Source organism: Janthinobacterium sp. 13 (assembly GCF_002749695.1).
Taxonomy (GTDB): Bacteria; Pseudomonadota; Gammaproteobacteria; order Burkholderiales; family Burkholderiaceae_D; genus Janthinobacterium; species Janthinobacterium kumbetense.
On record NZ_PEEQ01000001.1, the window covers coordinates 2,445,429 to 2,465,572 of the forward strand.

General features: G+C 64.5%; 15 protein-coding genes. 10 read left to right on the top strand and 5 right to left on the bottom strand.

Going from position 1 to position 20,144, the window contains the following annotated elements; all coding sequences use genetic code 11:
- Positions 1 to 64 precede the first annotated feature (64 nt).
- The 3 genes from CLU94_RS10745 to CLU94_RS10755 all read left to right on the top strand — a co-directional run bounded on the left by CLU94_RS10745 (position 65) and on the right by CLU94_RS10755 (position 2,916).
- On the top strand, positions 65 to 1,513 hold the full coding sequence (locus tag CLU94_RS10745) for a PQQ-dependent sugar dehydrogenase (protein ID WP_099665619.1): 1,449 nt from the start codon (positions 65 to 67) through the stop codon (positions 1,511 to 1,513).
- A gap of 117 nt (positions 1,514 to 1,630) precedes the next feature.
- Positions 1,631 to 2,074, top strand: a complete 444-nt coding sequence (locus tag CLU94_RS10750) for a thioesterase family protein (protein WP_077399141.1) — start codon at positions 1,631 to 1,633, stop codon at positions 2,072 to 2,074.
- A 41-nt stretch (positions 2,075 to 2,115) separates the two neighbouring features.
- Positions 2,116 to 2,916, top strand: coding sequence for a substrate-binding periplasmic protein (locus tag CLU94_RS10755; protein ID WP_218965286.1), 801 nt, complete (start codon positions 2,116 to 2,118; stop codon positions 2,914 to 2,916).
- Between the two features lie 29 nt (positions 2,917 to 2,945).
- Here the strand turns inward: CLU94_RS10755 and CLU94_RS10760 are convergent, their stop codons facing one another.
- A complete protein-coding gene (locus tag CLU94_RS10760; protein WP_099665620.1) occupies positions 2,946 to 3,449 on the bottom strand; it encodes a DUF3016 domain-containing protein in 504 nt (167 codons plus the stop codon).
- Between the two features lie 436 nt (positions 3,450 to 3,885).
- Here CLU94_RS10760 and CLU94_RS10765 point away from each other — a divergent pair, with 436 nt between their 5' ends.
- Complete coding sequence (locus CLU94_RS10765) at positions 3,886 to 5,391, top strand: DUF3369 domain-containing protein (protein ID WP_099665621.1); 1,506 nt, start codon at positions 3,886 to 3,888, stop codon at positions 5,389 to 5,391.
- A gap of 193 nt (positions 5,392 to 5,584) precedes the next feature.
- On the opposite strand, the gene CLU94_RS10770 is transcribed toward CLU94_RS10765, so the two are convergent.
- A complete protein-coding gene (locus CLU94_RS10770; protein ID WP_099665622.1) occupies positions 5,585 to 7,540 on the bottom strand; it encodes a GAF domain-containing sensor histidine kinase in 1,956 nt (651 codons plus the stop codon).
- Between the two features lie 185 nt (positions 7,541 to 7,725).
- Between CLU94_RS10770 and CLU94_RS10775 the strand changes: the two genes are divergently transcribed.
- From CLU94_RS10775 to CLU94_RS10795, 5 genes are all read left to right on the top strand, one after another.
- A complete protein-coding gene (locus tag CLU94_RS10775; RefSeq protein WP_099665623.1) occupies positions 7,726 to 9,273 on the top strand; it encodes a C13 family peptidase in 1,548 nt (515 codons plus the stop codon).
- Between the two features lie 42 nt (positions 9,274 to 9,315).
- Positions 9,316 to 9,684, top strand: a complete 369-nt coding sequence (gene czcI / locus CLU94_RS10780) for a cation efflux protein, CzcI family (protein ID WP_099665624.1) — start codon at positions 9,316 to 9,318, stop codon at positions 9,682 to 9,684.
- Between the two features lie 107 nt (positions 9,685 to 9,791).
- Positions 9,792 to 11,030 (top strand): TolC family protein, encoded by a 1,239-nt coding sequence (locus tag CLU94_RS10785; RefSeq protein WP_143451397.1) that lies wholly within the window; start codon positions 9,792 to 9,794, stop codon positions 11,028 to 11,030.
- Between the two features lie 12 nt (positions 11,031 to 11,042).
- Positions 11,043 to 12,257, top strand: a complete 1,215-nt coding sequence (locus CLU94_RS10790) for an efflux RND transporter periplasmic adaptor subunit (protein ID WP_099665625.1) — start codon at positions 11,043 to 11,045, stop codon at positions 12,255 to 12,257.
- 25 nt (positions 12,258 to 12,282) lie between these two features.
- Complete coding sequence (locus CLU94_RS10795; protein ID WP_099665626.1) at positions 12,283 to 15,465, top strand: efflux RND transporter permease subunit; 3,183 nt, start codon at positions 12,283 to 12,285, stop codon at positions 15,463 to 15,465.
- A gap of 23 nt (positions 15,466 to 15,488) precedes the next feature.
- Here the strand turns inward: CLU94_RS10795 and CLU94_RS10800 are convergent, their stop codons facing one another.
- Together CLU94_RS10800 and CLU94_RS10805 are read right to left on the bottom strand one after the other, a co-directional pair.
- Positions 15,489 to 16,001 carry a hypothetical protein gene (locus CLU94_RS10800; RefSeq protein WP_099665627.1) on the bottom strand — a complete coding sequence of 171 codons (513 nt, stop codon included), beginning with the start codon at positions 15,999 to 16,001 and terminating at the stop codon, positions 15,489 to 15,491.
- A 122-nt stretch (positions 16,002 to 16,123) separates the two neighbouring features.
- Positions 16,124 to 16,360, bottom strand: coding sequence for a hypothetical protein (locus tag CLU94_RS10805; RefSeq protein ID WP_143451398.1), 237 nt, complete (start codon positions 16,358 to 16,360; stop codon positions 16,124 to 16,126).
- 212 nt (positions 16,361 to 16,572) lie between these two features.
- Between CLU94_RS10805 and CLU94_RS10810 the strand changes: the two genes are divergently transcribed.
- Positions 16,573 to 16,953, top strand: a complete 381-nt coding sequence (locus tag CLU94_RS10810) for a hypothetical protein (RefSeq protein WP_099665628.1) — start codon at positions 16,573 to 16,575, stop codon at positions 16,951 to 16,953.
- On the opposite strand, the gene CLU94_RS10815 is transcribed toward CLU94_RS10810, so the two are convergent.
- Entirely contained in the window at positions 16,954 to 19,959 is a 3,006-nt protein-coding gene (locus tag CLU94_RS10815; protein ID WP_257218762.1) for a sensor domain-containing diguanylate cyclase, read from the bottom strand.
- Between the last annotated feature and the right edge of the window lie 185 nt (positions 19,960 to 20,144).

Below are 20,144 nucleotides of genomic sequence, written 5' to 3' on the forward strand. Positions count from 1 at the left end.
GCATTCTTGGCACAAGCCCATCCCCTCTTGAGCAGCCATTGCATCGTGCCCGCAGGAGACTGACATGCGCCATTTCCTTTCCCGCTTGCCGCTGCCCTGGCTGGCCCCGCTGCTGGCATGCTGCCTGGCACTGCTGACTGCCTGTGGCGGCGGCCATCACCACCCAGCGCCGGGCGCCACCACGGGGAACCTGACGGTCACCCTCGGCGGCTTGCCGGCCGGCGTGGCGGGCGCCGTCACGGTCACGGGGCCTGCGTCGTACAGCAAGACGCTGACGGCCAGCACCACGCTCACCGGCCTGGCGCCCGGCGCCTACGCGGTTGGCGCCGCCAGCGTGACGCAAGGCACGGGGACGCTGGCGCCCACGCCCGTCACGCAGCAGGTGCAAGTCACTGCGGGGGCGACGGCCAGCGCCAGCGTCATGTATGCGGCAGCCACGCCGCTGGCCCTGCGCCTGCAGGAAGTGGCCAGCGGACTGGATGCCCCCCTCTTCCTCACGGCGCCGCCCGGCGACAGCCGTTTGTTCATTGTCGAACGGGCCGGCCGCATCCGCGTGGTGCAGAACGGCAGCCTGCTGGCCACGCCCTTCCTCGACATCAGTACGCTCACCACCACCAGCGGCGAACGGGGCTTGCTGTCGCTGGCCTTCCATCCGCAGTACGCCAGCAATGGCTATTTCTTCATCTATTACACCAGCCTGGCCGGCGACATCGTCATCGAGCGGCGGCAAGTGTCGGCCGGCAACGCCAACGTGGCCGATCCCCTGTCGGCGCTGGGCATCCTCACGATTGCCCACCCCACCTTCAGCAACCACAATGGCGGCTTGCTCAGCTTTGGCCCGGACGGCTATCTGTATGCGGGCACGGGCGACGGCGGCAGCGGGGGCGACCCGCCCGGCAATGCGCAAAACACGAATGTACTGCTCGGCAAGCTGCTGCGCCTGGACGTCAACGCCAGCAACGTCGCCCAGCCGTACGCCATTCCACCCGGCAATCCCTTTGCCTCGGCAGGCGGACGCCCTGAAATCTGGGCCTACGGCTTGCGCAATCCGTGGCGCTACGCCTTCGACGTGCCGGCCCAACTGCTGTATATCGCCGACGTGGGCCAGGCCAGCTGGGAAGAGGTCGACGTGCGGCCCGTGGGTCAGGCGGGCAACAACTATGGCTGGAACATCATGGAAGGCACGCAGTGCTACAACAGCGTCAGCTGCAACCAGGCGGGGCTGGTCTTGCCCGTCATCACCTACGGCCACGATACGGCCGGCGGCTGCTCGATCACGGGCGGCTATGTGTACCGGGGCGCGGCCCTGCCGGAACTGGCGGGGCAATACCTGTATTCCGACTACTGCAGCGGCTGGCTGAAGAGTTTCAGCTACGGCAATGGCACGGCCTCTGCCGTGACTGACTGGGGCATCGCGAACGTGGGCAACATCGTGTCGTTCGGCCAGGATGCTCAAAACGAGCTGTACATGCTGAGCGGCACAGGGAAAGTCTACCGAATCGTACGCAAATAGCGCCCCTGCGCGATGCCTGCAGCACACGGACGATGGGACGTTTTTCGACGGGACGCGGGGAACCGGCTAGAATTGGTTTTTTCCGCCGCGCCCTGCGCCCCAGCTCAAGAGAACACCATGGCCCGTTTGAAACTTGAATTCCCCGAAGACCAGTACTGCTATTCCTCGCAACTGACGGTACGCACGACGGACATCAACGCCGGCAACCATCTCGGCAACGATTCCATGATTTCCATGATTTCCGAGGCCCGCGCCCGCTTCCTGTTCGAATATGGCGTGCGCGACATCGAAGCGGACGGTACCGGCATCATCGTCACCGACCTGGCCACCACCTACCGCGCCGAAGCCCATGCACGCGACCAGTTGCTGTTCGAAGTGGGCGTCATGGATTTCAACAAGTATGGCGGCGACATCACCTTCCGCATCACGCGTCCGCGCGACAGCACCCTGATCGCCATGGCCAAGTCCGGCTTTGTGTTTTTCAACTATAAGCTCAGCCAGGTCGTGCCCATGCCGGAAGATTTCGGCAGCAAGTTCCCGCAGGTGAACTGGATCGATTGAGGCGCGGTACATTCCGGCCATCATCCTGTATGCTTGTCAGGATGATATGTAAAATTGACCTGCGCCGCGCCGGCGCCTGCCTGCTGGCCGCCCTCTGCGCGATGGCCGCCCCCGGCATCGGCCATGCCGCGCCGCAAACCGTCATCCTGTACGGCGACGACGACTATGCGCCATACAGCTATGTGGAAAACGGCGTCTTCAAGGGCATGTATGTCGATATCCTGCGCCAGGCGGCCAGCGCGATGCCCGGCTACCGGCTGGAACTGCAGCCGCGCCCCTGGAAGCGGGGCCTCGATGCGCTGGAAAAGGGCCAGGTTTTCGGCCTGTTTCCGCCCGGACGCAAGACGGAACGGCCCTACGTGCAGCCGTATTCGGCCATGCTGTACCGCGAATCGGTGGTGCTGTTTTGCCATGACGCCGTCATGCGCACGCCGCGCACGCGGTTTCCCGCCGACTTTGCCGGCCTGACCATCGGCGTCAATACGGGTTTTTTACTCTCGGAAAAACTGATGGCGCCGGCCCGCGAGGGACTGCTGCGCCTGGAAGCGGCCAAGGGCAATGAAGCCAATCTGAAAAAACTGGCCTTGCGGCGCATCGATTGCTACGCCAGCGACCGCGGCGCGGCACGCCACACGGCGCGCCGGCTGGGCGGCGAACTGGCCCGTTACGGCTTTGCCTTGCACGAAGTGCTGGAATTGTCGTCCGAAGCCACGTATATCGCCTACAGCGCGCGCAACACGCCGGCCTACAAGGCCGATTTCGTCGCGCAGATGAATGCCGCCCTGCTGGCCCTGCGGCATAGCGGCCAGCTGGCGCGCATCGAACACGCTTATTTGCGTTGATCAGCCCGGCACTTCGCGCCGCGGCAAGATCATTTGCGTACCGGACTCTTCACTTGCGCGCCGAACGTGCTCGCAAACCAGTCATCGATCATCTGCTTCTCGTAGCGCAGCTTGTCGCCGCTGGAATAACGATTGATGCGCGTCAGATAGGACATATCGGACAGGGCCGCATCGGCGCTGCCGATGACCTTGCCATCTTGCTCCAGCACATAGTGCAAGCGTATGCGCGGCCAGTCGGCCTGGCCGGTCATCACGCGGAAATCCTGCGCAGAGCGCATGGCGGGATTTTCACGGCCAGCCATGTCCAGATCCGTCACATCGATCTTCAGGGTTAGCCCGGGCTTGAGCGCCTCTCCCCGTTTTGCGAAGTGCGCCGCCAAGTCCTTGAGGACATTCTCACGCTCCGTCCGATCGAAAGACACATCCGAGAATTGTTCCGGCTTGGTGAAATGCACTTCCGTGCCCGCCCAGGCGGCAGTGCTCGCCAGCAAGGCAAGACCAGCAATGAAGGTACGCGTCGTTTTCGTTTTCATGATGAGTCCTTTCAAGAATGTGGATGGCCTGCGGCCATTTTTTACTTCTCAATATAGCGCGATGCGTTTCATTCTAAAGGGAAACTAATACATTGTTACTTTTCTTGCACCGCGTAACGAACGAGGCTTCGTCCCACCGATTTTTTTTACAGATTCATTGGCAATATTAATTAAAACAAAGTATTGTCTTGAAAATATAGTTGCCTAAGCGATAAAGTATACATAGTGCCGGCAGCGTGGATTTAAAGTGCTTTTTTGATATGCATGTTGCATGAGTTTAGTCAATTATTCTTGCTTGTTGTTAATACTTGGCTGTCAGTCTACAATCGATAAAATGCGCCCGAAAAACGCGCAACGCCAGTAGTGGCGCACAGGCAAGCCTGGCGCGGGCGTCTCAGTATTGCGTCAGTTATGCCTTTTAGCGGAACTCGCCCTTATGTCATTTTTGTCTTCAGCATCGCCCAAGTTACCTCCCTGGAAAGTCCTGCTCGTCGACGATGAACCCGACATCCATGACATCACCGAACTGACACTGAGCCGTTTTCGCCTCGAGGGCCGCGCCCTGAGTTTCGTGCATGCCTACAGCGGCGCCGAAGCCAAGCAGGTGCTGGCGCGCGAAGCAGGCATCGCGCTGGTGTTTCTCGACGTGGTGATGGAGCGCGAAGACAGCGGCCTGGAAGTGGCGCGCTGGATGCGCGAAGACCTGGGCAACCAGTTTACGCGCATCGTGCTGCGCACGGGACAGCCGGGACAGGCGCCGGAAGAACGGGTGATCGTCAACTACGACATCAACGACTACAAGGAAAAGACGGAACTGGACCGCACCAAGCTGTTCACCACCACCTTTGCCGCCCTGCGCGCCTACCGCGACATCATGAAGGTGGAAGAGGCGCGCCAGGCCCAGCTCCATTACCGCGAGGGACTCGAGCGCGTCATCGCCGCCTCGGCCCACATCTTCAAGCAGCGCAACCTGCGCGACTTCGCCAGCGGCCTGCTGCAGCAAGTCGTCGCCCTGCTGCGCCTGGAAACGAGCATGCTGCTGCGCCTGCGCGGCGCCAGCGCCATTTCGGGCGAGCAGGATTATGAAATCCTCGCGCAGATCGGCGACACGGACGACGGCATCCTCAGCCCTTCCCTGCTGTCGCAGCTGGACGACGCCAAGAGCAACAAGATCTCGCGCCTACACGGCGACACCTATGTCGGCTATTTCCCGAACAGCAGCGGCAAGGCGTCCTTGCTGGTACTCAAGGGCGTGGAAGAAATCTCCGACCTCGATGCGCAATTGCTGGAAGTCTTCTGTTCCGGCGTGGCGATCGCCTTCGACAACATCCTGCTGACGCAGGAAATCACCGATACCCAGGCCGAGCTGATCCTGCGCCTGGGCGACGTCGTCGAATCGCGCTCGCACGAAGGGGGCAACCACGTGCGCCGCATGGCCGAAGTGTGCCAGCTGCTGGCGCAGGCGTCCGGCATGTCGGACGAGGAAACCATGGTGCTGCGCCACGCGGCACCCATGCATGACATCGGCAAGATTTCCACGCCCGACGCCGTGCTGCTCAAACCGGGCAAGCTCGACGCGGCCGAATGGGAAATCATGAAGCAGCATCCGACGGTGGGCATGTCCATCCTGGACGGCTCGCAGCGCCCGCTGTTGAAGGCGGCCGCCGTGATTGCCCACCAGCACCATGAAAAATACGACGGCAGCGGCTACCCGCAAGGCCTGGTCGGCGAGCACATCCACAAATACGCGCGCATCGCCGCCGTCGCCGACGTCTTCGACGCCCTCATGCACAAGCGCTGCTACAAGGACGCCTGGCCCCTGGAGCGCGTGGTGGGCTACCTGCGCGAAGTCAGCGGCAGCCACCTCGATCCGCAATATGTGGAATTGCTGATTGCAAATCTGGATGCGGCGCTTGCGTTAAATCAACGTTTTCCAGACTAGCAGGCCCCACGAGCGATACGCACGCCGGCAAAACACGCTTCGGCCCATGCCCCCAACACGGGCATTCCGGGCCAAGCGGACCTGAAAAATGTCGAGGGCAAGGCGCAGCGACGCAGACAGTACGCATGTACGGCAAGGAGCTGCAACGCCGCCATCGGCATTTTCTCAGGCCCGCGTCTCCGGCCCGCCGCTTTTAGGTTTTCAAGGACACATCATTGAACCCGAGCGGGAAACGGATTTTATAGTGCAATCCCATGCCCGGCGCGCTGACCACCTTCACCGTGCCGCCCAGCGGCCCCGTTACCAGGTTGTAGAGGATATGCGCGCCCAGGCCGCTGCCGCCGGAACCCCGCTTGGTCGTGAAGAAGGGGTCGAACAGCTGGCCCAGGGTGGCGCTGTCCATGCCCATGCCGTCATCGCTGTAGTCGAGTTCCAGCATCTCGCCGGCCGTGCGCACGCTGATCCTGATCTTGCCCGGCTCGCCTTCGACAAAGCCATGCACGAGTGAATTGACCACCATGTTCGTGACGATCTGCGAGACGGCGCCCGGATAGCTGCGCAGCTGCACCTCGGGCCCGCAATCAATCTCCACCTTGACGGGCTTGCCCTTCAGCTTGGGCTGCAAGGACAGCAGGATTTCATCGAGGTATTTGCGCAAGTTGAAGCTGCGCAATTCGTCCGACGACTGGTCCACGGCCACCTGCTTGAAGCTGCGCACCAGCGCCGCGGCGCGCTGCGTGTTCGTCGTCATGATGCGCAAGGTCTGGTCGATGATGTCGAAGAATTGCCGCAAGCCATCTTCATCGAGCTGGCCGCCTTCCAGGTCTTCGCGCGTGAGCTTCAATTCCTGCACCAGGTGGCTGGTGGCCGTCACGCAAATGCCCAGCGGCGTATTGATTTCATGCGCCACGCCCGCCACCAGGCGTCCCAGCGAAGCCAGTTTTTCCTGGCGCACCAGTTCCGACTGCGCCTCCTGCAAGGCGCTCAGGGCGCTGTTCAGGGCCGCGTTCTGCTCTTCCAGCGCTTCCTTGGCCCGACGCATGGCGCTGTCGGCCTGGATGCGGGCCATCGCCACGGCCACGTGGCTGGCCATGAAGGCCAGCACGTCCAGTTCCGCCTGGCCATACACGACGGACGTGTCATAGCTTTGCACGATGATCACGCCATATTTCCGGTCGCCCAGCAGCATGGGCGCGCCCATCCAGCTGGCGATGCTGGTATTGCCCAGCGGCTCTTCCATCTCGCCGCTGGCCACCAGCGCCGCATAGCTGTCCGCATCGAGCAGGCAAGCCTGGCGCCGCGCCAGCACATAGGAACTCATGCCGATGCCGTAATGAAAGCGTTTCACGGGCGCCTGCGCATCCTTCTCGTCGACGAAATACGGGATCGTGATGTCCTTGTTGTCCGGGTGGTACAGGGCGATGAGGAAATTCTTCGCCGTCACCAGCTCGCTGATGATGGCGTGCAGGCGCGCGTACAAGGTCGTCGCATCGGATGCCTGCGCCGACAGGTTGGCGATTTCATACAGCGCATGCTGCAGGTTTTCCGCGCGGCGCCGCTCGGCCACCTCGTGCGCCAGCAGGGCCGTGCGCTCCTGCACCGCCTTTTCCAGGCGGTCCATGCTTTGCATGCCTTGCAGCGCGCTCGACACGTGCGTGGCGATCAGCGCGAACAGGGCCTGGTCTTCCAGGCTGAAGCGGTGCTGGGCGTCGTAGCTCTGGATGACGATGGCGCCCAGCACCTGGTGCTGCTGGTCCAGCAGCGGACAGCCGATCCAGTGCTCGGCCGCCGTGCCCCCGCCCCAGGCGCCGCCGCCGATGGCGCGCATGGCGTCGTCGTCGGCCGTCATCACCAGCTGCTTGCGGTTGACGATGACCCACGCCGTGGGCGACTGCGCGGCGCTGGCCAGGCGCACGCCCTCGTCCGGGTCGGGCGCGGCGTCGAATTCGTCGACAAAATAGGGAAAGCGCACGAGGCCGTCGTCGCGGTCGCTGAGCGCGACATAGAAGTTCGCCGCATACATGATGCGTCCCAGCGCCGCATGCACCGCCTGCAGGAATTCACTGATATCGCTGCAGGTGCTCGAGCGCTGCCCGATTTCCAGCAACACGGTTTGAACGGCTTCCAGGCGGCTGAGGCGGCTTTCCATGGGTGACTATGTACCTTGTGCAAGTATATGTTCTGAAAATCAATATTATCAGTTCAGCCCAGCCTTGGCACGGCATAAAACGGAGAATCTTGCCTTGAGGCAGAGCAACACACGCCACGCGCGCATTTGCCACGCTGGCAATACAGTGGCAGACTAGGCCCCTTCCTACAGACCAGACCGTCCTCATGACTGCCACGCTACGCGCCTCGCTTCGCCCCTACACCCTCGCCGGCCTGCTGGCCTTTGCCGCGCTGGGCATGCCGCCGCTGTGCGCTGCGCCAGCCAAGGCGCCGGCGGCGGAAACGGCCGATGGCGGACGCTATTTCGGCCCCCTCGTCGCGGGCAAGATGCATGGCCAGGGCCGGCTCGAATATGCGAGCGGCGCGTTTTACGAAGGGGGCTTCGCGCGCGGCGTGTTTTCCGGCCAGGGCAAGCTGCGCCAGGCGTCCGGCGTCGAATACACGGGCGCGTTCAGTCAGGGCGCCTTCGATGGCCTCGGCCGCTACACCTCGCCCAAGGGCGAAATTTACACGGGCAACTTCGTCAAGGGCAGCTTCGAGGGCGTGGGCCGCTTCCAGGGTGCCGACGGCGCCACCTTCGAAGGCCATTTCAAGCACTGGCGCCCGCACGGCGCCGGCAAGCTGACCGACACGGACGGCACCGTCTTCGAAGGCGAATTCGTCCAGGGCCAGGTGCAGGGCAAGGCCACCGTCACCACCAGCGACGGCATCCACTACGAAGGCGAGCTGAAGGACTGGAAATTCGAAGGCCAGGGCGTGCTGCGCACGGCCGACGGCGACGAATACCGGGGCGGCTTCAAGAATGGCCAGTTCGACGGCAAGGGCGTGCTGCGCTACGCCGTGGCGCAGGCGGACGGCCGGCGCGAAGACAGCGGCAACTGGACGGAAGGCCAGCTGGACGATCCGGCCCTGGACAAGCTCACGCGCGACAATATCGAGCTGGCCCTGTACAACCAGCGCACCTTGCTCGACGGCGCCCTGGCGCGCATCGCGCCGCGCGATGCGGCGAAAAAGATCAATCTGTATTTGCTGGGCGTGGCCGGCGATGGCGCACAGGAAGTGTTTCACCGCGAAACGGCCTTCGTGCAGCGCCAGTTCGACCGCGATTACGGCACCGTGGGCCGCTCCCTGATGCTCGTCAACAGCCGCAACACGGTGGCGCAGCAGCCGATGGCCACGCGCACCAGCATCGCCGCCAGCCTCGACGCGCTGGGCGCGAAGATGGACAAACAGAACGACGTGCTGTTCCTGTTCCTCACCAGCCACGGCTCGCCCGAGCACGAACTGGCGCTGGCGCAAAACGGCATGGACTTGCACAGCCTGCCCGCGCAAGAGCTGGCGTCCATGCTCAAGCACAGCGGCATCCGCTGGAAAGTCATCGTGATCTCGGCCTGCTATGCGGGCGGCTTCATTGCCCCCTTGAAAGATGACAACACCCTCATCATCACGGCCGCGCGCAGCGACCGCACCTCGTTCGGCTGCGACGACCAGAACGATTTTACGTATTTCAGCGAAGCGTATTTCAAGGAAGCCTTGCCGAAAAGCAGCAGCTTCACGGAAGCGTTCGACAAGGCCAAAGTGCTGGTGCAGGCGCGCGAGGCGGCCGATTTCCGCGAAGGCGGCATGGAAGCGGAAGAGCATTCCGAGCCGCAACTGTTCCAGGGCAAGGCCATCGCCGCGCAATTGAAGGCGTGGCGCGCGCAGCCGCGCTGACATGGGCACGCCCGCCCGCCTTTCTGTACAATAGCCGTCACCATGCGTAAATTCTTCCTCATTTTGCTGCTGTTCGTGCTTCCGCTCCAGATGTCCTGGGCTGCGGCGAGCGCGTATTGCCTGCACGAGGAAGGCAAGGCGGCGCAGCACCTGGGCCACCACAGCCACCAGCACAAGGCGGATGCGGACAAGCAGCCCGCCGGCGATAAAAAAGTGGCGGACCAGCAGAAAAAAAGCCAGCCGCACAGCGATTGCAACGTCTGCCACGGCATCGGCCACGCATGGCTGCCGGCCGGCTCCAGCCTGCCCATCGGCGACATGGCTTCCGTGAACGCGGACACTTCCCCCTTCTTTTACGCTTCCCACATCCCGGACGCTCCCAAGCGCCCCGACTGGTCGTCGGCCATCTAGGCCGACGGGACGTCCCCTTTTGTCATAACGCAATGCGCGCCCTGAAATAATCCGGGTGCAGGCCTGCGCGTCCCGTCGAATTCTTTTTCCATACCTTGGAGAATTCGATGCACCGATCCATTTATCTATTGCTACTCTCTGCTGGCCTGCTGGCCGGCAACATTGCCCACGCACAATCTGGCGTGGAACCCGCCGCACCCCTGACCCTGCCTGCCGCGCTGGCCCTGGCGGAGGGCGGCAACGCCACCCTGTCGGCCGCCCGCCATGAACTGGTGGCGCAAGGGGGCGCCCTGCAACAGGCGCGCGCCTTGCCCAACCCGGAATTGCAAACCGTGCTGGAAGACACGCGGCGCGCCACGCGCAGCACCACCGTGCAGCTCAACCAGCTCATCGAGCTGGGCGGCAAGCGGGGTGCCCGCGCCGCCGTCGCCCAGCGCGGCGCAGACCTGGCGCAGGCGGGCCTGTCCCTGCAACAGGCGGACACGCGCGCCGCCGTCACGTCCGCCTTTGTCGACGTGCTGGCCGCGCAGGAAGGCTTGCGCCTGGCCGACAGCGCGCAGGCGCTGGCCGCGCGCGCCAGCGACATCACGGCGCGCCGGGTGACGGCCGGCAAGGCGTCCCCGGTCGAGGAAACCCGCGCCAGGGTGGCCGAAGCGAGCGTGCGGCTGGAACTGAACCTGGCGCGCAGCACCCTGGCCAGCGCCCGCCAGCGCCTGGCCGCCCTGTGGGGCAATGCCACGCCCCGCTTCACACTGGCAGAGGGACGCCTGGAAACCTTGCCGGAGCTGCCCCCAGCCAGCGAACTGGCAGCGCGCATGGCCCAGGCCCCTGCCGTGCGCCAGGCGCAAAGCGCACTGGCCCAGCGGCAAGCCATGCTGGACGTGGAACAGCGGCGTTCCACGCCCGACGTCACGCTCAGCATCGGCATGAAGCGCTCGGAAGAGCTGGGCCGCAACCAGGCCATCATCGGCCTGGCCCTGCCGCTGCCCCTGTTCGACCGCAATGCGGGCAACAAGCTCGACGCCTTGCGCCGCAGCGACAAGGCCAGCGACGAGCTGGCTGCCGCCCGCATCGCCGTGCAAACGGCCGTGGCCGCCGCCAGCGAACGCCTGGCCACGGCCCGGCTCGACGTGGAAAGCTTGCGCCAGGACATCTTGCCTGGCGCGCAAAGCGCCTACGACGCGGCCAGCAAGGGATTCGAGTTCGGCAAGTTCGCCTTCCTCGACGTGCTCGACGCCCAACGCACCTTGCTGCAAGCCAAAAACCAATACCTGCGCGCACTGACGGAAGCGCAGCACGCCGCCGCCGACATCGAGCGCCTGCTGGGCACACCAGCTCCTCTGTAAGGAACACCCTCCATGAACATCACACGCAACAAAAAGCAGGCGATCGCCATCGCTTCCATCGCCGCCGCCGGCATCGTGCTGGCCGTTCTCATCCTTGGCACGGGCAATTCCAAGACCCCGCCGCCCGCCGCCAAGGCGGAGGCGCATGTGGAAAAGAAAGACGAACATGGCCACGAAGAAGTGGAAGGCAAGCTGGAATTGACGGCTGCGCAAAGCCGCGCAGCCGGCGTCGTCATCGCCACGGCCGCGCCCGGCCGCATCAAGACGACGGTGGCCCTGCCCGGCGAAATCCGCTTCAATGAAGACCGCACGGCCCACGTCGTGCCGCGCCTGGCCGGGGTGGTGGAAGCCGTGCACGCCGACCTGGGCCAGCTGGTGAAAAAGGGGCAAGTACTGGCCGTCATCGCCAGCACGGAACTGTCGGAACAGCGCAGCGCACTGCTGTCGGCGCAGCGGCGGCTATCGCTGGCCCGTTCCACGTATGAGCGCGAAGAAAAACTGTGGCGCGAAAAAATCTCGGCCGAACAGGATTATCTGCAGGCGCAGCAAGCGTGGCGCGAAGCGGAAATCGCCGTGCAGAATGCCCAGCAAAAGCTCAGCGCGCTGGGCGCCAATGGTTCCGGGACCGGAGCCAGCAAAGGCCCGCTGAACCGCTACGACATCCGCGCGCCGTTCGACGGCATGGTGCTGGAAAAACACATCACGCTGGGCGAAGCCGTCAAGGAAGACGCGAACATCTTCGTCATTTCCGACCTGTCGACCGTGTGGGCGGAAATCGCCGTGCCCGCGAAAGACCTGGCCACCGTGCGCATGGGAGGCAAGGCAGAGGTGAAAGCGTCCGCGTTTGATGCCAGCGCGCAAGGCACGATCACCTACGTGGGCGCCTTGCTGGGCGAACAGACGCGCACGGCCAAGGCACGCATCAGCTTGCTGAACCCGGACATGGCGTGGCGCCCGGGCCTGTTCGTCACGGTGGAAGTCGTGTCCGGCGAAGCGGACGCGCCCGTCACCGTGCAGAGCACGGCCATCCAGACGGTGGAAGACAAGCCCGTCGTCTTCGTGCAGGTGAAAGATGGCTACCAGGCCACGCCCGTGGTGCTGGGCCGCAGCGATGGCAGCTTGACGCACATCAAGCAGGGCCTGGCCGCCGGCACGCCGTACGCGGCGCAAGGCAGTTTCGTCCTGAAGTCCGAGCTGGGCAAGGACTCCGCCGGTCACGAACACTGATCACGTCAAGGCTAAGGAAACCATCATGTTTGAACGCTTGATCCGCTTTGCCATCGACCAGCGCTGGCTGGTGATGCTGGCCGTGGCCGCCATGGCCGGCCTGGGCATCTACAGCTATCAAAAGCTGCCCATCGACGCCGTGCCCGACATCACCAATGTGCAGGTGCAAATCAATACCCAGTCCGCCGGCTATTCGCCGCTGGAAACCGAGCAGCGCGTCACCTTCCCCATCGAGACGGCCATGGCCGGCTTGCCCAACCTGGAGCAGACGCGCTCGCTGTCGCGCTACGGCCTGTCGCAAGTGACCGTGATCTTCAAGGATGGCACGGACATCTATTTTGCGCGCCAGATGATCAACGAGCGCTTGCAGGAAGCGAAGGAAAGCTTGCCAGCAGGCATCACACCGAAGATGGGCCCCGTTTCCACGGGCCTCGGCGAAATCTACCTGTGGACGGTGGAAACGCAGGACGGCGCGAAAAAGCCCGACGGCACGCCGTACACGCCGACGGACTTGCGCGAAATCCAGGACTGGATCATCAAGCCGCAGTTGCGCAATGTCACGGGCGTGACGGAAATCAATGCCATCGGCGGCTACGCCAAGCAATACCAGGTGGCGCCCTACCCGGAAAAACTGGCCGCCTACGGCATCAGCCTGCAAGACGTGGTGACGGCGCTCGAGCGCAACAACAGCAACGTGGGCGCCGGCTACATCGAACGGCAGGGCGAGCAACTGCTGATACGCGCGCCGGGCCAGGTGGCGTCCAAGGACGACCTCGGCAACATCGTCGTCGCCAATGTGCAGGGCGTGGCCATCCGCATCCGCGACGTGGCCGACGTGGTGCTGGGGCGCGAGCTGCGCACGGGCGCGGCCACGGAAAACGGGCGTGAAGTGGTGCTGGGCACCGTGTTCATGCTGATCGGCCAGAACAGCCGCGCCGTCTCGCAAGCCGTCGACAAGAAGATGGTGGAGATCAACCGCAGCCTGCCGAAAGGCGTGCACGCCGTCACCGTGTATGACCGCACGGTGCTCGTCGACAAGGCGATCAATACGGTGAAGAAAAACCTGCTGGAAGGGGCCGTGCTGGTGATCGCCATCCTGTTCCTGTTCCTTGGCAATATCCGCGCGGCAATCATCACGGCCATGGTGATTCCGCTGGCCATGCTGTTCACGTTTACGGGCATGGTGCAATACCACGTGAGCGCCAACCTGATGAGCCTGGGAGCGCTGGACTTTGGCATCATCATCGATGGCGCCGTGGTGATCGTGGAAAACTGCGTGCGCCGCCTGGCCCATGCGCAGCAAAAACTGGGACGGCCGTTGACCTTGCAGGAACGTTTTCACGAAGTGTTTGCGGCATCGCAAGAAGCGCGCCGGCCCTTGCTGTATGGTCAGCTGATCATCATGGTCGTGTACCTGCCCATCTTCGCGCTGACGGGCGTGGAAGGCCGCATGTTTACGCCGATGGCCCTGACGGTCGTCATCGCCTTGCTGGGCGCCATGCTGCTGTCGATCACCTTCATCCCGGCCGCCGTGGCGCTGTTTATCGGCGACAAGGTGGCGGAGAAGGAAAACGCCATCATGCGCGCCGCCAAGCGCTGGTATGCGCCGCTGCTGGACAAGGTGATGCGCAACACGCCCGTCGTGCTGACGGGTGCGGCGGTGGCCGTGCTGCTGTCTGGCTTGCTGGCCACGCGCATGGGCAGCGAATTCGTGCCCAGCCTGAACGAGGGCGACATCGCCATCCAGGCCTTGCGCATCCCCGGCACCAGCCTGACGCAATCGCTGGCCATGCAGCAACAGCTGGAAAAAAAGCTGATGAGCAACCACAAGGAAATCGCCCGCGTATTCGCCCGCACGGGAACGGCCGAGATCGCTTCCGATCCCATGCCGCCGAATATTTCCGACGGCTACATCATGCTCAAGCCCCGCGACCAGTGGCCGCAGCCGAAGAAATCGCGCGAGCAATTGCTGGCGGAAATCGAAGCGACGGCCAGCAGCTTGCCAGGCAACAACTACGAGTTTTCGCAACCGATCCAGCTGCGCTTCAATGAACTGATTTCCGGCGTGCGCAGCGACGTGGCCGTGAAACTGTTCGGCGACGACATGCTTGTCCTCGACGGCACGGCGGCGAAGATCGCTGGCGTGCTGGGCAAGATTCCGGACGCTACAGAAGTAAAAGTCGAGCAGACGACGGGGCTGCCCATGCTGACGGTGCAGATCGACCGCGAGCAGACGGCCCGCTATGGCCTCAACATTGCCGACGTGCAAGCGGCAATTGCCACGGCCATCGGCGGGCAGGAAGCGGGCACCCTGTTCCAGGGCGACCGCCGCTTCGACATCGTCGTGCGCCTGCCCGACAGCCTGCGCAGCGACCTGGAGCAACTGAAACGCTTGCCCATCGCCCTGCCCCTGGGCGCGGCGGCGGAAGGCCGCGCGCGCTTCATCCCGCTCGGTGAAGTGGCCAGCCTGCAAGTGGCGCCAGGGCCGAACCAGATCAGCCGCGAAGACGGCAAGCGCCGCATCGTCATCAGCGCGAATGTGCGCGGCCGCGACATCGGCTCGTTCGTGGCCGACGCCACGCAGCAGTTGCAAGCGCAGGTGGCCATTCCCGCCGGCTACTGGACCAGCTGGGGCGGCCAGTTCGAGCAATTGCAGTCGGCCACGAAACGCCTGGAGCTGGTGGTGCCGGTGGCGCTGGCCCTCGTCTTCGTCTTGCTGTTCGCCATGTTCGGCAATGTGAAGGATGGCTTGCTCGTGTTCAGCGGCATCCCGTTCGCCTTGACGGGCGGCATCGTCGCCCTGTGGCTGCGCGACATTCCCATGTCGATCTCGGCGGCTGTGGGTTTCATCGCCCTGTCCGGCGTGGCCGTGCTGAACGGGCTGGTGATGATCGCCTACATCCGCCAGCTGCGCGAACAGGGCATGCCCTTGCAGGAGGCGATACGCGTAGGGGCCATCACGCGCCTGCGGCCCGTGCTGATGACGGCGCTGGTGGCCTCGCTGGGCTTCGTGCCGATGGCCATTGCCACGGGCACGGGGGCTGAAGTGCAGCGGCCGCTGGCCACCGTGGTGATCGGCGGCATCCTGTCGTCGACGGCCTTGACCCTGCTGGTGCTGCCGCTCTTGTACCGGCTGGCGTACCGCAAGGAAGACGAGGTGGAAATGCACACCGCGCCCGAAGGCGCGGCGGTACAGCTGAGTAAATAGAGGGAAGCGCTACCGCAATCGGCTTAACCCGGCCGGCGGTAGCCGCCTTCGATCCAGTTCGCCGCTGCGGTGGCGTTGAACTTGAAGGCGGCCGAGGTGCGCACCTTGGCGATCTGTTCGCCGTCGGCGTCGTAGGCGCTCAGTTCCGCGTACGGGTGGTCTTCGTCGGGCACGATGTCGAACATCACCTTGATCTGCCCCTCGTCGGTGGCGACGAACAGGTTCTTGTGCAATTGCGCATGCAGCTGCTGCTCGTGGCGGCGCAGCACTTCCGAGGCCGTCTTGACCAGCGTGTTGAACGCGTTGACGTCGAGCGGCTTCGGGTTTTTCTTGTCGCGGCCCATGGTCCACGGGCCTACCAGGGCTGGCTCCGGTTCGCCATCCTTGATCATGGCCACGGCCCAGCCTTCATCTTCCTCGTTCTTGATCACGCGCGCCGTCCAGCCATTGCCTACCCACAGGCGCGGCTCCTGGATCGGGGCGTCGTTGTCCTGCTCGGCTGCTTCGTCGGAAAAATCGGGGAAATCGGTACTCATGGCGGTGCTCGTGATGGAAGGTCGGGGCTAGCATGATAGTCGAAAACGCCCGCCCGTGCCGCCTTGCCGCAAGCGCGACGGCACGTCATACAACACGAGGCAGCCTGCCGCCACGGCGGCTGTCAGCACATGGACATGGCAGGCCGGTTGGGCCAGGTCAGCGGCGGACCGGGCGGTACCCAGCGCGGATCGATGGCCGGCAGCGGCGCATGGTAATTGAAGGGGTTGATGATGATCGGCGGTATCGCCGATGGCGCGCCGACGGGCTCGGCGCAGGACTGCGTGGCGCTACGCTGGCGCATGGTGCGATGGTCAGGGGGGGATAGCGATTGATCCCCGGTATCTGCAAACAAAAGCATGTTGCCCTCCTTGCGAGACTGAGGTATTCAGTATAGGACGGCTTGCGCGCATTACAAGAAAAGAAATCTTGTTCCAGATCAGTGTTTTTCTGGCCCCCAGCGCCTTCCATACCGTGAAAATGACAGCCTGTCGCACGCCGCTGGCGGCGAGCCGGGCGCATCCCTACAGTGTGAGCATGCAACACCCCATCACCCACACACCGAGGCCTATCATGAAAAAATTGCTCACCTTCGTCCTCATCGTCATGCTCGCCTGCCTGTTCCTCGACAAGATCAGCGGCAGTGGCAGCGACATGCACATGCAGTTCAACGGCGACGATGTCGACGGGCCGCTGGAGTGGCTGTTCGGCCTGGTGTTTGCCGGCGGCGGCTTGCTGATCGCCGCCATCGCGGTGGTGTGCGCCGCCGTCATCACGGGAGTCGTCCTGGCCGGCGTGGGCGTGGTGCTGATCGCGGTAGTGGCGCTCTGCGTGGTGCTGGCACTGGCCTTGAGCACGCCCGTGCTGCTGCCGCTGCTGATTCCCGTCGCCATCGTCTGGCTGATCGTCAGCCGCAACCGCAAGCAGGCGCAAGCGCGTCAGCACAGCCTGTAATCACTGCGCCATGAACTTGCTGAGCACGCCGTCGCCGCCGCCGTCATTCTGTTCGATGCGGTTGCGCCCGCCCCGCTTGGCCCGGTACAGCGCCTCGTCGGCGCGCGCCAGCACGGCGTCGCAATCGGCATCGGTACCGGCCATGGCGGCCATGCCGATGCTCACCGTGATGGTGATCACAATGCCGCCATCGATGGTCAGCGAACTTTCCGCCACGCGCCGGCGCAGCCGTTCGGCGAACACGGCGGCGGCGCTCAGATCCGTGCCAGGCAGCAAGATGGCGAATTCTTCGCCGCCCACGCGGCCCGGCACGTCGACCTTGCGCAGCGCCTGGCACATCAGCGCGCCCAGGTGGCGCAGCACGGCATCGCCCACCGCGTGGCCATACTCGTCGTTGACGCGCTTGAAGTGATCGATGTCGAGCATCAGCACGCTGGCGCAGCTGGCCAGTTCGCGCTGCAACCGCGCATGCTCGTTTTCCAGCGCCGCCATGAAGTGGCGCCGGTTCGGCAAGCCGGTCAAAAAATCCGTGGTGGCCAGTTGCAGCAGTTCCGCGTTCATGCGCTTGCGCTCGGTGATATCGAGCGAGGACACCATGACGAAATCGAGGCTGTCCGCATGGCCCGGCATCACCAGCAAGCTCAATTCATTTTGCCGCGCCGCGCCATCGAGACGCACGAAGCTGCTCTCGCACTCGTACAGGTGGGCGCCGCCAGCCAGCGCCAGCAGCGCATCGCCAAAGCGCGGCAAGGCGCTGTCGTCGAAATTCTGCGCCAGGCCCAGCGCGCCGCGACGCTGGTCGTCCTCGTTGGCGCGCACCTGCGCCAGCGCGGCGCCGTTCGCATCGATGATGCGCACCATCCCCGCCAACCGCTGCAGCGCCTCCGGATGGGCCTGGAAATGGGCGCCCAGGTCGCGCACGCCCGCTTGCTCGAGAACATCGAGCGCGGCGCGCACGGCCGACCAATCCTGTTCCCACAGGGCCACGGGCGCATGGTCGTACAGGCTGCGGAAACGCGCTTCGCCGGCGCGCAGGGCCAGCGCCACTTGCGCCTGCTCAATGGCCATGCCGGCCAGGTGCGCCGCCTCGCTCAGCCGCGCCAGGTGCGCCGCGCCCGGCAAGGTGGGCTGGCGGTGATACGCCATCAGCACGCCCAGCAGCTTGCCCGAGCCGCCACGCACGGGTTCGGCCCAGCACGATTGCAGCTGGGCCCGCCACGCCAGTTCCATCGTCTCTTGCGCATCGGCAACGGCGTGCAAGTCGCCCACGATCACGCGCAAGTCGTCGCGCAAGGCTTGCGCGGCGATGCCATGCACGCCCTGCAGGGTGTCGAGGTCATGCCCATGGCTGGCCAGGTTGAAGAACGCGGGCAAGCCCGGCGCCGCGCCCAGCACCAGGCGGTGGCGGCTTTCATCGAGCAGCAAGATGCTGCACAGCATGGCAGGATGGTCCGCCTGCACGCTCAGCACCACGCTTTCCAGCACCCGTTCCAGCGGCGCGCCCGTGGCCAGCATTTCCAGCACTTGCCGCCGCGTATGCTCGCGCCGCTCCATCTGGCTGCGCTCGCTGATATCGCGGAAGGTCCACAAGCGCGCCTGTTCATTGCCCAGTTGCATGCTGCGCACATATTGCTCGACCACCCGCCCATCGCGCAGGTGCAGCACGTCGCGCCGCTCGCGGTGGCCGTGCGGCGCATGGACGCGTGCTCCGAGGAAAGGCGCCGCCTGCTCCAGCTGGCTTTCCACATGGCGCACCAGCGCCGCGCCGTCGGCTTGCCAGTCGAGCGCATCGGGCACTTGCCACAGGTCGCGGAAGCGCCGGTTCGACGTGAAGATGCGGCCATCGATGTTGTCGACCAGAATGCCGTCGATGGTCGAGTCGAGGATGCTGCGCAGCATGGCCTGGCTGCGCTGCGCCGCCTCGGCCATCGCCAGCACGCTCGCCTGCCCCTGCTCCAGCTGGCCCGTCAGTTCGCTCGAACGCGCCAGCGCCACCTGGGCGCGGGCGCGGCCCGCCGCCAGCAGCCAGGCGGTCAGCGCCAGCACGATGCTGGCCAGCAAGCCGGTCAAGGCCACCAGGCGGGGCCGCGCCAGCAGTTCGCCATCGAAACCGGGCATGGCGCGCACGCGCAAGGTCCAGGCATGGCCGGCGATGGTGATCGTTTCCTGCGCCACCAGGCTGTCCGAGGCGGCAGACGACAAGGCGCCCGGCAAGCTGTCATACATCAGGGCCGCCTCGGCCAGTTGCGCGCCATCATAGATTTCCAGGTCCAGCTGGCGCGCGCTCTCGCCGCCCACGCCCGCCATCAGGTCGCCCATGCGAAATGGCGCAAATACCCAGGCGCGCAAGGCGGCGCGCCGCTGCTCCACGCTGCCGTGCAGCAAGCTATTCTCATACACGGGCAGCACGATGAGAAAACCATGCGACTGGGCGCTGCCGCCATCCTGTACCAGGTGGATCTTGCCCGTCATGGCGGCTTGCCCCGTGTCGCGCGCCTGTTCGAGCGCGGCGCGGCGCACGGGTTCGGAGCCGATGTCGTAGCCGAAGGCCAGCAGGTTGCTCTCGCTCAAGGGTTCCAGATAGGTGATCGGCGCATGCCAGGCGCGCTGGCCGTGCGGACGCACGGCATAGCCGGGATAGCCTTCCGCGCGCACGCTCGCTTCGTGCCGCGCCAGGGCGGCGCCGGACAACAGCGGCAGGTAGCCGATGCCATGGATGCCGGGAAAGTGGCGGTCCACCTGCTGCACCGCCAGGTAGGCATGGAATTCGCGGCGCGTGACTTCCTGCGAACTGGCATACAGTCCCTGCACCCCGTGCAGCACCTGGATATAGGTCTGCATGCGGCCGGCGATGTTGTTGACCAGTTCGTGCACGCGGAAATCAAAATCGGCCCGCACCTGCTGTTCGCTGGCATCGTGGGCATTGCGCCAGGCGCCATACGTCAATCCCAGGCACAGCGCCAGCACCAGCGCGGCCAGCACGCGCGGTCCCATCCAGTGCGACACTGGCCCAGCAAACCACGACGTAGACGCGCGTGTAGGCATGACAGGATGACAAGCAGAACGGATATCAAACCGCTTCACGGCCAGCGACGTGGCTGGCGGCGGGCTGCAGGACTACCATCGGTAGTCGATGAGAATGATAGTACGTTACAGCGGGCGGCCTTGCAATGCTGAATATTGTATTAAAA

Coding starts and splice junctions, on each gene's coding strand:
- CLU94_RS10745 (WP_099665619.1), top strand. CDS start 65: ATGCGCCATTTCCTTTCCCGCTTGCCGCTGCCCTGGCTGGCCCCGCTG.
- CLU94_RS10770 (WP_099665622.1), bottom strand. CDS start 7,540: ATGGAAAGCCGCCTCAGCCGCCTGGAAGCCGTTCAAACCGTGTTGCTG.
- CLU94_RS10765 (WP_099665621.1), top strand. CDS start 3,886: ATGTCATTTTTGTCTTCAGCATCGCCCAAGTTACCTCCCTGGAAAGTC.
- CLU94_RS10750 (WP_077399141.1), top strand. CDS start 1,631: ATGGCCCGTTTGAAACTTGAATTCCCCGAAGACCAGTACTGCTATTCC.
- CLU94_RS10800 (WP_099665627.1), bottom strand. CDS start 16,001: ATGAGTACCGATTTCCCCGATTTTTCCGACGAAGCAGCCGAGCAGGAC.
- czcI (WP_099665624.1), top strand. CDS start 9,316: ATGCGTAAATTCTTCCTCATTTTGCTGCTGTTCGTGCTTCCGCTCCAG.
- CLU94_RS10785 (WP_143451397.1), top strand. CDS start 9,792: ATGCACCGATCCATTTATCTATTGCTACTCTCTGCTGGCCTGCTGGCC.
- CLU94_RS10760 (WP_099665620.1), bottom strand. CDS start 3,449: ATGAAAACGAAAACGACGCGTACCTTCATTGCTGGTCTTGCCTTGCTG.
- CLU94_RS10795 (WP_099665626.1), top strand. CDS start 12,283: ATGTTTGAACGCTTGATCCGCTTTGCCATCGACCAGCGCTGGCTGGTG.
- CLU94_RS10805 (WP_143451398.1), bottom strand. CDS start 16,360: ATGCTTTTGTTTGCAGATACCGGGGATCAATCGCTATCCCCCCCTGAC.
- CLU94_RS10790 (WP_099665625.1), top strand. CDS start 11,043: ATGAACATCACACGCAACAAAAAGCAGGCGATCGCCATCGCTTCCATC.
- CLU94_RS10755 (WP_218965286.1), top strand. CDS start 2,116: ATGATATGTAAAATTGACCTGCGCCGCGCCGGCGCCTGCCTGCTGGCC.
- CLU94_RS10810 (WP_099665628.1), top strand. CDS start 16,573: ATGAAAAAATTGCTCACCTTCGTCCTCATCGTCATGCTCGCCTGCCTG.
- CLU94_RS10775 (WP_099665623.1), top strand. CDS start 7,726: ATGACTGCCACGCTACGCGCCTCGCTTCGCCCCTACACCCTCGCCGGC.